This window comes from Leeuwenhoekiella palythoae (genome assembly GCF_900130045.1).
In the GTDB taxonomy this organism is placed as follows: domain Bacteria; phylum Bacteroidota; class Bacteroidia; order Flavobacteriales; family Flavobacteriaceae; genus Leeuwenhoekiella; species Leeuwenhoekiella palythoae.
This window is the reverse complement of record NZ_FQXT01000003.1, coordinates 1-13922: the sequence shown is the minus strand read 5'-3', so window position 1 is coordinate 13922 and position 13922 is coordinate 1. Positions and strand designations below refer to the sequence as shown.

Below are 13922 nucleotides of genomic sequence, written 5' to 3'. Positions count from 1 at the left end.
TAAAATCTTAAATTAAAAGTCAAATTGAACCCCTAGATTGTAGGTAGATTGAATAGGGTAACCCAAACCGTTACTACCCATCTCTGGATCCCATAGGTCAAAACTGCTCCATACAGCTAGGTTTATTCCACTTGCATAAATACGTAGAGATCGTATACCTAAGGCGTCTACCAGCTTCTCTGATGCTCTATAGCCAATCTCTAAATTTTTAAGTCTTAGAAAATCATTGTTTTGTAGCCACCAAGACGAACTTTGCACATTATTTTCAACAATATTCGGACTCAAACGTGGCCAAAAAGCATAAGAATCACGATTATCTTCAGACCAATAACTTTCTGCAATTAGTCTTAGTAATCCATTTTGTTGTCCGGTTTCATTTCCTGTTCCTAATACGAAAGGAGAAATATCAGTAGGGCTTATTTGAAAGGATGATCGTGCTGATCCTTGAAAGAAAACACTTAGGTCAAAGTCTTTATATCCTACTGTTCCTCCAAAACCATAAATAATTTCAGGAGTTGTTGGTAAGCCAATTGGCACACGATCTAAAGAGGTTATGACTCCATCTCCATTAACATCTCTATACTTAATATCTCCTCCGGTATAATTACCAAATTGCGTAGGCGAATTGTTAACCTCTTCTTGATCTGTAAACAAACGCTCTGCTATATAACCATACATCTGGCTTGCATTATTACCAACTTGTGATAAATAGCTAAGATTATCTGGATAATTAAGCTCATTTGTCTGTTTTACTTCATTTGTAGCATAGGTGAGCGTTGCTCGTGCCTGTGTCCACCATTCTTGATTAATCTGTCTATTATAATCCAATGATAAATCTACACCTTTAGATTCTAACTCAGCAAAATTAACCTGCGGTTGTGCGGTTAGCCCAATAACGTCTCCAATTTCTGTACGACGCTGTAAAATATTTGACCTGTTTTGCTTGTAAATTTCTGCTGTAAAGTTTAAATCACGCCATAACCCGATATCGATACCTAGATTATATTGTTCTGAAACTTCCCACCCAATTGCTGCATTTGCATATCTATCAATTGAAATACCAGGTCTATAAAAATTATAATCTTGTCCAAATGTGGCTCCGAAACCTCCATTATTTGTATTTACACTCGACAGGTAAAAGAATCTGTCCTCATCAAGATTTCCTATTTCATCATTCCCAGCCTTTCCATAAGTAAATCGCAGCTTAAGATTACTGATAGTTTCTTTTAAGTTAGAAAAATAATCCTCATTTGAAATTACATAACTCACTCCAAAAGAAGGGAAAAAACCATATCTATTGCTTCGATCGAAACGCTCAGAACCATTATAACCGAAACTGAATTCACCTATATAGCGTTTATCAAATGCATAGGTAAATCGCCCCGAAAATGTATGGTTTCTATATTGTAATGATTCTTGCAGACTACTAAATTCAGTTGTTTCATAACTTTGTAATACATTGATTAAAAAACCAGAAACCGCATGTTTTTCAGCAAATACTCTGTCGTAATTCAGCGTGAATTGATTGTAAATTCTAGAGTTGGATTCATTATTTTCTCCTGAAAGATTTAAAAATTCAGTACCAGGGGTTCCTATAGAAGATTGTGTACCATCATTAATAACACTAAGTAAAACACCATCATTAAGTGGGTTTCTAGAAGCTTGATAAAAGAAGGGATTGTATGATCTACTAATCGAATAAGTATTATATCTACGTATATAATTCATAGTTCCTATTTTTAACCCTTCGGTAATAAAGTCTAATTTTTGATCAATAGCAATTTGAGCTTGTACTGTAGAGTTTTTAGTAGTTCTATATCCTTTAACCATTTCGGCATAGGGATTTGTATACAAGGCATTGCTTGCCAGAGATAAAGGTGAATTACCAAAAAGCGGATGCTCGGCTAATGGGTATAATTCTGATGGAAAAATTGATGTGAATGCAACTGGATTAGCATTAACTGTAGAAGCGATAATATCACCCCCATTAGATATTGGACCATTATAGTCGTCAAACTGACCATATATATTGACTGTTGCAAGAGTAGTAGGAGTTAAATCAATATCTAGTTTACTTCGTAATGAATAGTTCTGTAGTTTAATATTACTATTAAAATTATTTATTGGATTCACATCTAAAATTCCATTATCAATATTATAGGTGCCTGAAACATAATATCGTGCACGTTCAGACCCTCCACTTGCACTTATATTGAAACTTTGATTTATGGTATACTCTTTTAGTATCTGATCAATCCAATTATTGCTAGGGTATAAATACGGATTATCTCCTGCTGCAGTACGGTCAATTTTAATTTGAGAATACGGTAAAATGGCAAGAGGGTCACGAGTAAGCGCAGCCTCATTTGCTAGTTGCATATATGTGATGTTATCTGCAAATTCAAAATTTCTTGTGTTAGTAGAAATACGAGAAGCAGCACGTGCACTAAACTTTGCTTTACCTGCCTTACCGCTTTTTGTAGTGATTAAGATAACTCCGTTTGCCCCTCTAGCTCCATAAACTGAAGCTGCGGCAGCATCTTTAAGTACAGAAAATGTATCAATATCATCAGGTTGTAGACGTGCAAGATCTGTTGATGTAGACTCTATGTTATCTATTAAAATTAATGGATTGCGCTTACCTGAACCAAAGGTACTTAAACCACGTATAAAGAAATCTGAATTGTCTGCTCCTGGTTCTCCCGACCTTTGAAAGGATACCATCCCAGGAACCCTCCCAGCAATCATATTAGTTAGGTTATTTGTAGGCCCTTTAAGCTCTGCAGGATTAATTGTGGCTATTGAACTCACCTGACTTTCTTTCAGCTGTTTTCCTCCGAATGCAATTACCACTGTCTCTTCTAGCGACTCTGAACTTAAGTTTAGAGAGACGTTAATACTTTCTTGATCACTAACGAGGACTTCTTTAGTTTCAAAACCCACAAAGGAAAATACCAAGGTTGATCCTGGTGAAACGCGTATAGAATAGTTCCCGTCAAAATCAGTAGAAGTACCGTTTTGAGTTCCCTTTTCCACAACCGTTACACCTATTAATGGTTGGTTGCTATCACTACCGTCATAAACAGTACCTGTTATGATTTGTTGTGGTAGCTCATCTAAACTATGCGCCTTAAATTGGGCCCCAAATCCAAGCGCAAGTAGGAGCACAAGACACCTTAAAAAGTGTTTCACTCGTATTAATTGTTGTATCATAATCTGTTGATGTAATGTTTTTCTATAAAAATTAATTCTGTTTGATTAAAATGACATATTCGTTATTTGCTTAAGTTTTTTTAGGTTTCTCATATGTTTGTTTTTGGTTACTAATCTGCTTTGTGGTTATCTGAAATATATTTTAGTTGATCTAAACTCCATTCATCCTGCCATTCCATTGCTGGTTGCCCTTGTTTGACGACAAGCGGTAGCCAGATATATCTACCATCACTATGTTTCTTAGGATTCCATCTATCCCCCATATATATATAAATACCTTCTGCTCTATTTATGGGCAATACATAGGTGCTTTGAGAAAAAAATGTCACATCTGCATTTTTTCCTTTAGCTGGATTTGCTAGCTTTTCCCAAGGCCCAAACATGGACTTAGCTTTAAAAGACCGGGCTTTGTTGGGCTTCCATCCTGTAAGTCCTGAAGTTATCATGTAATAGGTTTCCTTATGTTTAAAAACAGCAGGAGCTTCATTCTGGCCTCCAGGTTTGACTCTTACCCATTCCTTTGAGAATCCTAAATAATCATCAGTGAGCTTAGAAATATGTAAGGTTTGATTCTCTTCTGAACTACTAATGTGGTACGCTGTATCATCATCATCTACAAACACTGTCATATCTCGCGACATTTGCCCTTTTTTAAAATCTCGACGTACATACAGGCCATCCACAAGGGCCTGATGCCATTCCTCCGTCCACCATTCAAGATGCTGCTCTTCAAGATTTTCTTGGGTTTGTGATAACTCAAAATTCTGAGGCCATGATTTTTGATTGGGCCTAAATGATTGAATATATTTAAAGGGGCCTGTGGGTGATTGACTTGTGGCTACCGCAGTACGGGCGGCAGCATAACCTTGTCCCTTAAGCTCCAAATGAAACCACATAACAAATAATTTTGTTTTCTTATTAAAAATGACTTTAGGACGCTCTATAACTGACCCAATCGTAATTTCTGAATTGGGATCTGTACTTACTTCTAATGCCACCCCCTCATTAGACCAATTGATTAAATCTTTTGACTTATATACGCGAACCCCAACTTCAGCTAGACTATTTGCCCCTTTATGTTCACCATACCAATAATAATTCTCGTTATGGTATAAAATACCACCACCATGTGCATTGATATGATTACCATCATTATCTGGCCAAAGTTTGCCTGGAAAAAAACTACTGTGGTCGTTTTTTTGACCGTAGACAGATGCACTTAGAATTACCGCAGCAATTAATTGGAAGACTTTAATATAATTAGTAAACATGTCTGGAATGTTATATTCTGTTAAACGTTTGGATTATATTTACGCAGCGAAATCGAAATAGTTAATCATATTCTATTGCAATTTTCATTAATTCAAAGATTGATCAAGGGGGACAAACTATCTTTTTATAGGGGGGTATTTATTCAATAGTTAAAAAAAAACCTATTTATATATCTAATTATTAATTTTTAGCGAATTTTAACAAAAATTAAATAATACTATGTGCGTGTTAAGCAGAAATAGCACTCTAGTTATTAAATGGTTCTTTTTAATATGCTTTTATAATTTGAGTTATACTCAAATTAAATATGATCTTAGAAATGAAACTTTAAAGGAGCAACTCACATTCTACCATCTAGATACCCAAAACGGACTATCAAACAATACCGTTAAAACAATTGAACAAGACGAGTTAGGTTTTATTTGGATTGGCACATCTGACGGTTTGAATAGGTATGATGGGAACGAATTCAAAATTTTTAGGAAAGAGAATTCAAATATTCGCAATAATTACATTCAAAACATTTCATTTGAAAATTCTGGGGAGCTTAAACTTGCAACCGATGGTGGACTGGTTACTTACAATCCGAAAAATGAAAGATTTTATTCCTTAAACGATTTCAATCCTCATTTAAAATTAAGCATCAATTCTTATATAGATATCTCAGAAAATAGCTATGCAATAGGCGTTTACGGTCAAGGTATTTTTACTTTTAATGATACTGAAGAAACAACTTTTTTAAATTCAGAAACTTCTGATCTATCATCGAATAAAATATCCTGTATGGTAAAACAGGGATCAAAAGGTGCTTGGATAGGAACTTTTGATGAAGGCCTCAATTATTTTGACTTTCAAGCAAATAAGATTACACCAATTCCTTTAGTAATTGATGATGAGAAAGTTGAAGAAATCAACACCTTATATTTAGATGAAAATCAAATTTTATGGATAGGTAGCAGTCAAGGCTTGATCGCTAGGTCTTACAATGGAAAACTTTACACCCTTAAAGAAGGCTCTACCAAACAAACTTTGACAGATGACCAAATTCTAGCAATTGAGAAAGATGACTATGGAAAGTTATGGGTAGGTACTTACTCAGGTGGTATTAATAGATTTGATATTAAAGCTTTTCTATCTAAAAGCCCTTCATTTAGCATAGATACCTATCAACCTCAAGATGATGGAACCAGCATAACAAATGCTAGCATCAATGCTCTTAAAAAAGACAGAAATGGATATTTATGGATAGGTACAAATGCTGGGATAGATTTTGTAGATCCAAAAGGTGAGCCCGTAAAATTACTTAAGAATAATCTTAAGGGTGGTGCAAGACTTATTCATAATAGAATTACAGGATTAGAAGAATTAAAATCTGGCTTGATTTTAATAGCTACAGATGGAGGAGGCTTAGATTCTTTTAATCCTGACACTGGTATATACAGTGATGCTGACTTTATAGATTCAGATAAATTAAGAACAAAACATCTAAATTGTTTATTTGAGGACAACCAAGAAAAATTGTGGATAGGTACCTATCAAAAAGGACTACATCAATATGACCCGAGAAATAATACTTGGAGTTACTATTTAAATGGATCTAAAGCTGATGGAAATGATGTTCGTTGTATTGCCCAAGATTCTAAAAATCAAATATGGGTAGGAACTAATCGTGGCGGTCTTTTTAAATACGATTCTAGTAAAAAGAAGTTTGTTTATGTAAAGGCTTTAGATCAAATTACAGAAAGAATGGATATAAGAGCCATTGATTTTGATTCTAATGGTGTATTATGGCTGGCAACCTACGGCAACGGAATTGTTAAATTCAATCCTGATAACAATGAGGTATTCTCTTATTTTCATGGAAATCTTGATGGACTTACTAATAATGTCATATTTAGCATCAAAGTGCTTTCTGACGATACTATCGCAGCAGGTCAGAAATATGGAGGTTTAATTTTATTTAAAGATGGAGATTCCTCGGGTACAACCTATACAGAATCTCAAGGCCTTAGCAACAACACTATAAACAGTATAATTAATTATAATTCTCAAAAATTGTTCTTAGGCACCTACAAAGGTCTAAGTGAATTTAACCTTGGCAACAAACAGGTTAAAAGCTTAAACTCCCTTTATAATATTCAAAAAAGTGAATATAATGTTGGTGCCGCACTTATTAGTAAAAAGGGGTATCTATATTTTGGAGGTAACAAAGGAGTTAACATATTTAGCCCTGAGGATCTAAAAAATCAAAATGAAGCAAACACAATTATTATAAAAGACTTAAAAGTACATAATGAAGATGTAAATGTTAGCCTTGATAATCCTAAGGCTATTCTTGACCAATCTATCATATATAAAGATCAAATAAAACTTCAGTACAATCAGAATAATTTTTCACTAGATTTTACTAGTTTAAATTTTCCCTTCGCTGCGTCTTTGAACTATTCTTATATTTTAGAAGGCTATTATGATCAGTATACTCACTTAAAAAATTCTAATAGAATTAATTTTAGTAATATTCCTCCGGGGAATTATACGCTCAAAATCAAAGCAGAAAATCAAGCAAACAGCACACGCTTTAAAGAATTATCAATAATAATTTTACCTCCATTTTGGCAGACATTGCCTGCTTATATATTCTATATAGTTACATTAATTATATTCATTTGGGGTGGTTTAAAATATTACGCAGAGCGCTTAAAACTTAAAAACTCACTTCTTTTTGAGCAGAAACAAAGACAACTGGAACACGAATTAAATGAAGAGCGTATTAGGTTTTACACTGGAATTTCACACGAGCTTAAAACCCCCCTCACTTTGATTTTGGCCCCGTTAGAATCGCTTATAGACAATGTGATTCACAAAAAGCAACAGAAAAGTTTAAGACTCATAAAAAAAAATGCAGAACATTTATTGCAATTTATAAATAAGCTATTAGAATTTAGAAAAAGTGAAGAAGGTCTAAGTACTCTTCACTTACATAGTTATGACTTAAATAAAAATCTGTCTCATTGGCTTGAATCGTACAAGCATCTTCTCAAGAAAAAGAATATTAATTTAATATTTAATAAACCTGAGGCACCTGTATTGGTGGTCTGCGATCTCGAGAAAATTCACATTATCATTAATAATCTTATTACTAATGCTATTAAATACAGCAATATTAATAGTAAAATATATGTAAAACTGTGTTCTAATGCTTCAGATGTTACTATTGAAGTTGCAGATATTGGAGCGGGAATTGACGAAACTGAAATACACCAAATTTTTGAGTGGTATTATCAAGCACACTCCAAAATTAGAAAAGGTGGTAGTGGTATAGGTTTAGCCCTTTCTAAACGCTTTGCTCAACTTCATAATGGTAATCTTTATGTGAGAAGTACTCCTCAAAAAGGAAGCACATTTACCCTCAGTTTTCCGCTTAGTCAGCCAAAGCAAAGTGAAGGATCACAGTCGCAGCCAAAAAATACAATTGAGGACAATCTTGCAAATATACAGGCTACAATCTATGAAGAGTTAACTGTAAACGATGTCATTATAGGTGTAGAAAAAGAGAGAAAGCTTGCCTTATTGATTGATGACAACCCAGATATCTTAGCACTATTAGATAGTATTCTTGCTACAGATTATGATCTTATTCATGCGCAAAATGGACAGGAAGGAATTTCACGTGCTATTAAATACATACCCGATATAATAATTAGCGATGTAATGATGCCTCAAAAAAATGGAATTGACCTATGCCGAGAGTTAAAAGAACAAAGAGCAACCTCACATATCCCAATTATTCTGCTTTCAGCTAAAAGTAATTTTGACATTATTGAAACAGGTTACAGCAAGGGCGCGGATGATTATATGGTTAAGCCCTTTAATATTAAAGTTCTAAAAGCACGTATTGCTAATTTAATTGCTTCAAGAACCTCACTTTTACAAAAATATGAGACTCATGATGCAATTAACGCTAATGTAGATGCTGACGAACTTAAAGTATTAGATTCTGAAAAGGCATTTCTGAAAGAGTTCAAAGAAATTGTTCATCAAAATATACAACAGGATATTAAAACAATCGATACCATTTCTGAACAAATGAATATGAGTAGATCGTCATTATACCGAAAGATTAAAGCAATTACTGGAAAAAATATCAATGAATATGTTCGTAATATTAAAGTTGAACACGCCGCTTACCTGATTGAAAAAAAGAATTTTAATATTACTGAAGCAGCGTATGAGGTTGGTTATTTAGATCCTAAGTATTTCCGAAAAATTTTTAAGCAACGTTATGGGAAGACTCCATCTGCATTTAAATCAAATTGAGTTTAGTTTTGTTTATAAAGATAGATTGCTACCTAAAGACTAAATGACCAACAGCAAAATAAGATTATACTTGAAGGACAGAAACAGGTTCCTTTAGTAAAAGCTTTTACTAATGGAACCTGTTTCTTAAAAATTGCCAAATTTTGTCTAAATCCAGCTATTTTTCAAAGCTGAAATTTGCCTAATTGATAAACTTATGCAGTGCTTGAGGGATTGAATCTTCCCCACTACTCATTTCAATTATTTTACCGAAGGTGTTCTTATTGTTGAGGACTTCTAAAACTGTTTCGGCAACTGCTTGTCTGGGTATTTTTGAATTGACCTTTTCAGGATCTGTGCTCATCATCACGTTGCCGGCTTCTTCGTCATCAGTCAAAGTGACAGGGCGTAGGATGGTAAAGTCGAGATCACTTCTTTGTAATTCTTTGTCGGCGTAGTGTTTTGCAATATAATACGGCTTCATCCCTTCTACTTTACCCCAAAACGAGCGATCATCAGAATGCGAAGCTCCAACCATCACATATCGCTTAACGCCTGTTTGAGAAGCTGCGTGTATAGTTTTAATCGCTCCGTCAAGATCTATTTCCATCGTTTTATCTGCTCCTGTGCTTCCTCCCGAACCTGCTGTAAACACTACCGCATCGTAGTTGTTGATTACTTTCTCAAGAGCTTCGGGGGTGTTCTCCAAACTTTCTACCACAGTAGGTACATTCATTTTTTCAAAAAGAGGTTTTTGTTCTTCCTTCCTTATAAAAGCTGTGGGTTCAAAATCGGTAGAAGCCTGCATTAGCTTAGCAATGCGTTGTCCTACTTTGCCGTGTGCCCCTATTATTAACGTTTTCATAGTTTTACTTTTTTTAGTTTTTCAGAATATAAAATTCCAATACTGAATATCTCCTAAAGTTCTATTAAACTTTAGGAGATGGAAATAGCAGTTATAGATTTGCTTTAAAACCTATAGGTTTTCGTTAAAGAAAGTTTCTAGTTTATCAAACGGAATAAAATCTTTATCACCACCATCATAAAGATCTGTATGTACTGCATCATCAATGATCATTAGTTCTTTTGGTTCTTGAGCAGCTTTATAAGCATCCTCACTAAAATAACGGGAATGCGCTTCAGAGCCGGCAATAATTAAGATGGGTCTAGGTGCAATTTCTTCAATATACGTAAGAATAGGCATATTCATAAAGGAAATAGAATTGGTCGCGGTCCAAGAACCGTTTGAATTGATCGATCTTGGATGAAAACCTCTATCAGTCTTGTAAAAATCAAAATAGTCCTTTACAAACTGTGGTTCGTCTCCGTTAATTTCACTTGGTAAACCTTGCGGTGCCATTGCTCTTTTTCCATTTTTAGCATCTTCCCAGCGTTGTAAACTCATTTGTTCTAATTGTGCTGCACGCTGTTCTGAAGTTGTGCTATCAAAATACCCTTTTGCATTTACGCGAGACATATCGTACATACTCGTAGTTGCGACTGCTTTTACGCGTTTGTCAGCAGCGACTGCGTTTAGAGCAAATCCTCCGAAACCGCAAATCCCAATGATACCAATCTTATCCCGATTGATTCCTTCCTGCACTCCCAAGAAATCTACTGCCGCGCTGAAATCTTCGGTATTAATATCTGGCGAAGCTGTGTTGCGCGGTTCTCCACCGCTTTCTCCGGTATATGACGGATCAAAAGTAAGTACCGCATAGCCACGTTTTGCTAATTCATTTGCATACAAACCCGAAGCCTGCTCCTTAACCGCACCAAACGGACCGCTAATTGCTAAGGCAGATAATTGCTTATCAGTGCTATTTTTAGGCAGATAAAGATCTCCTGCTAAGGTAATTCCGTATCGGTTTTTAAAGCGTACCGAAGTGCGGGTCACTTCCTCATTCAATTCAAAAATATAATCTTCTTCTGTTCTCATAGTATCTCGTTTGTGTTCTTGATTTAATTCGTTTTCTGTAGCAGCAATTTTATGTTCGCTTCTATTTTGATTATCAACTATCCCTAATACCGAAAGGATCAGGACTGTAATTAGATTTATAGTTTTCATTTAGTTTTCTTGTTATTCTAAGTCTTTAATTTTCTTCGCAGGAACTCCGGCATAAACGCTTTTTGGCTCTACATTTTTATTCACCACAGCACCGGCAGCGATTACTGCGTGCTCACCGATAGTAACTCCGGGTAACACCGTTACGTTGGCCCCAAGCCAAGCACCCTTTTTTATGGTTACTTTCTGTGGAATAAGTGTATTTCTAGTACTCGTTGCGATGGGATGATTTTCAGAGGTAATATTTACTCGAGGTCCAATCATAACATCATCTTCAATAACGATTCCTCCCAAATCCAAAAAACTACACGCGTGATTGATAAACACATTTCTTCCCAGTTGTATATGACGCCCAAAATTTGTGTAAAACGGTGTAAATACCGTGGTATCTTTTGAGACTACAGTTCCTATAATTTCACTTAAATAATGCCGGGCTTCATCTAAATCTTGTGCGTTATTGAGTTTAAGATTTAAACGCATTGTTGTTTCTACGGAAGCGCCAATAAGACCATAATCAGGGTCATTCATTGCAACTTCTTCATTAGCGCGTAATCGGTCAAAAATTGTTTTCATCTTCATTTAATCTTAGCTTACTTCTTATACTGGTCATCAGTCACCTTTTCGAGCCAGTCGACCACTTTATCATCAACTTCCTCCTGAATTGCCAGATGACTCATCGCCTTTTGAGGAGAAGCGCCGTGCCAGTGTTTTTCTTCTGGTTCAAAGTAGATGACATCTCCCGGAAAAACTTCAACAATAGCTTCACCTTCTTTTTGAATCCAACCCATACCTGATGTGATAATCAGCGTCTGCCCAGCAGGATGGGTGTGCCAAGCTGTTCTAGCCCCCGCCTCAAAAGTCACCATTGCCGCAGCAGCTTTTGTTCTGGGTTGTTGACTAAATTGCATCTCTACTCGTACTGATCCTGTAAAATAGGCCTCAGGGCCCGGAGCAGAGTGGATCTCTTGATTTCTTGTAATTTTCATAGCAGTTAGTTTAAGAGGTTGTATTATTTAATATAGACTGAATCTGTTACCGTCTCCATCCAGTTTACGATTCCTTTTTCGGTGTTCGGGACGATGTACATTTGCTGAAGTCCAGTGTTTTCGGTAGCTCCGTGCCAGTGGCGTGTATTTGGTGAACATTTAACAACATCTCCTTTTTGGATCACTTGCTTAGGCTGACCTTCTATCTGATGATACCCTTTTCCGTCAGTAATGATTAAAATTTGTCCGCCGGGATGCGTATGCCAATTACTTCGGCTTCCGGGTTCAAAATAGACGTTGCCAATTGCTGTGGTATAGGTAGAGTCTGGAGCGACTAAGCTTGTATTGTAGGCATTCCCTGTGAAGTTTTGATCAGGTACCTTCTCTCCTTTTGAGAAAATGAATTCTGTTTGAGTTGTTGTTTGAGAAGTGTCTTTATGAGGCTTACGGTCATTGCAGGCTACACTAAGCAATGCGGCTATAACAGCAGTCGCAGCCAGGTTGAATACGGGTTTTGCAGTCATTGGTTTTACGGTTAAAATTGAGCTACAAAATTATAGACCGTAACCTACCATCAGCTAACGATAATCAAATGATAGCTTAAGAATTTCAACACATTCTATTAAAGTGTTGTTAAGACCTCTTCATTAGCTAAGTCAAATTTAAGAATGCGCTGCCCTAAAAGCTCCCGGATTGGTTTGCGTGGCTTTTTTGAAGAAATTATTGAAGTATGATGGGTAATCGAATCCTAATGCATAGGCGATGTCGCTCACATTCCAATCTGTATGTAAAAGCAAGGCTTTAGCCTCATTTGCAATGCGATTATTAATGTGCGTAGTCGTTGAATGTCCCGTAACCTCACGTACTGCCTTGTTCAAATAATTAACGTGTACCGAAAGCGCTTCGGCAAAATCTTTAGCGGTACGCATTTTAAGCGGTTGTGCCATTCCCTCAATAGGAAATTGTCGTTCTAGCAATTCGATAAAAACATTAGCTAGACGCGTCAAAGCATTAACGGGCTGATGCAAATTTTGAGAAGGCTCTAGCTTTAAAGCCTCGTGAATCAAAAGATTAATGTAATTTCTGATCAAATCATCTTTAAGGCTATAATCTGTTTTTTGTTCTTCGATCATCTTCTTAAAGATGGTATTCAAAAATAAACGTTGCTCTTCTGAGATTTTTAAAACCGGAGTTCCATCTAGCTTGAACAAGGGAGATTGCTGTAAGCTTTCTGAACGATAAGAGGTTGCTAAAAATGCTTCGGAAAACAAACATGTGTAGCCGGTGTAAGTCGTTGAAATTGTTTCCCAAGAATAAGGAATGTGGGGATTGCCGAAAAATAACACGGTTCCTTTATGATTAAAACTACGATCAGAATAATGAATTTTACTTTCGCCGGTGGTCAAACAGATTTTATAGAAATCCTTTCGACTATAAATGCGCGTTGCATTGCTATCGGATTCGATTTGAAATACATTAAAACCTTTCAGCTTTAATTCTGTGTTAAATTCAGAAACCGAACGTGTATTTTTCATTCGCCAAAATTAAGATTTTCAAAACAAATGTGGAATTTTAAAAATCAGAACAGATAATACGAGTAGAGGTAGCTTACTGACTACCTTTATAAAAAACCCATTATTGTAAGTGAATTTGGTGGAGTTGCTCTGAAAGGGTAACAAGGTCTAAAGTGATTTCGCTAATAGTGGAACATCTTCGCCCTCTTTTTTAAGTGATTTACACGGATTTGCTACCCAGTAATACAATTTCGGAAGCTTCTACTTCAGTAACATAGCGCTTAAGCCCAGCAGTATCGGTATAGCTTCTGGATTTCAGTTTTCCGGTTAATGCCAGTTCTTTGCCCTTGGGTGCATAATTCTCAATAAGCTCGGCCGTTTTGCCCCACGCCACAATGGTGTGCCACTGGGTATCCTGTGTTTTTTCGCCTTTGGCATTTTTGTAAAATTCATTGGTCGCCAGTGAAAAGCGCACCACTTTTTTACCGCTTTCTAGGGTCGTTAGTGTAGGCTCTTGCCCTACGTTTCCGATTAACTGAACTTGATTTCTTAGTGTACTCATAACTCTAAAATTTA

General features: G+C 36.0%; 10 protein-coding genes. 1 reads left to right on the top strand and 9 read right to left on the bottom strand.

Going from position 1 to position 13922, the window contains the following annotated elements; all coding sequences use genetic code 11:
- Positions 1-12 precede the first annotated feature (12 nt).
- Positions 13-3213, bottom strand: coding sequence for a SusC/RagA family TonB-linked outer membrane protein (locus tag BUA96_RS07305; protein WP_084673092.1), 3201 nt, complete (start codon positions 3211-3213; stop codon positions 13-15).
- A 110-nt stretch (positions 3214-3323) separates the two neighbouring features.
- Entirely contained in the window at positions 3324-4484 is a 1161-nt protein-coding gene (locus BUA96_RS07300) for a glycoside hydrolase family 43 protein (RefSeq protein WP_072981857.1), read from the bottom strand.
- 286 nt (positions 4485-4770) lie between these two features.
- Between BUA96_RS07300 and BUA96_RS07295 the strand changes: the two genes are divergently transcribed.
- Positions 4771-8802: a hybrid sensor histidine kinase/response regulator transcription factor gene (locus tag BUA96_RS07295; protein WP_233430627.1), complete on the top strand. Its 4032-nt coding sequence runs from the start codon at positions 4771-4773 to the stop codon at positions 8800-8802.
- 181 nt (positions 8803-8983) lie between these two features.
- On the opposite strand, the gene BUA96_RS07290 is transcribed toward BUA96_RS07295, so the two are convergent.
- The 7 genes from BUA96_RS07290 to BUA96_RS07260 form a co-directional block, all read right to left on the bottom strand.
- On the bottom strand, positions 8984-9646 hold the full coding sequence (locus BUA96_RS07290; RefSeq protein WP_072981853.1) for an SDR family oxidoreductase: 663 nt from the start codon (positions 9644-9646) through the stop codon (positions 8984-8986).
- Between the two features lie 111 nt (positions 9647-9757).
- Complete coding sequence (locus BUA96_RS07285; protein WP_072981851.1) at positions 9758-10849, bottom strand: alpha/beta hydrolase; 1092 nt, start codon at positions 10847-10849, stop codon at positions 9758-9760.
- 12 nt (positions 10850-10861) lie between these two features.
- Positions 10862-11419, bottom strand: a complete 558-nt coding sequence (locus BUA96_RS07280) for an acyltransferase (RefSeq protein WP_233430626.1) — start codon at positions 11417-11419, stop codon at positions 10862-10864.
- Between the two features lie 17 nt (positions 11420-11436).
- Positions 11437-11832 (bottom strand): (R)-mandelonitrile lyase, encoded by a 396-nt coding sequence (locus BUA96_RS07275; RefSeq protein ID WP_072981847.1) that lies wholly within the window; start codon positions 11830-11832, stop codon positions 11437-11439.
- Positions 11833-11855: 23 nt separating this feature from the next.
- A complete protein-coding gene (locus tag BUA96_RS07270) occupies positions 11856-12356 on the bottom strand; it encodes a cupin domain-containing protein (RefSeq protein WP_072981845.1) in 501 nt (166 codons plus the stop codon).
- A 138-nt stretch (positions 12357-12494) separates the two neighbouring features.
- Positions 12495-13367, bottom strand: a complete 873-nt coding sequence (locus tag BUA96_RS07265; protein ID WP_072981843.1) for a helix-turn-helix domain-containing protein — start codon at positions 13365-13367, stop codon at positions 12495-12497.
- A 199-nt stretch (positions 13368-13566) separates the two neighbouring features.
- A complete protein-coding gene (locus BUA96_RS07260; protein ID WP_072982832.1) occupies positions 13567-13908 on the bottom strand; it encodes a single-stranded DNA-binding protein in 342 nt (113 codons plus the stop codon).
- Between the last annotated feature and the right edge of the window lie 14 nt (positions 13909-13922).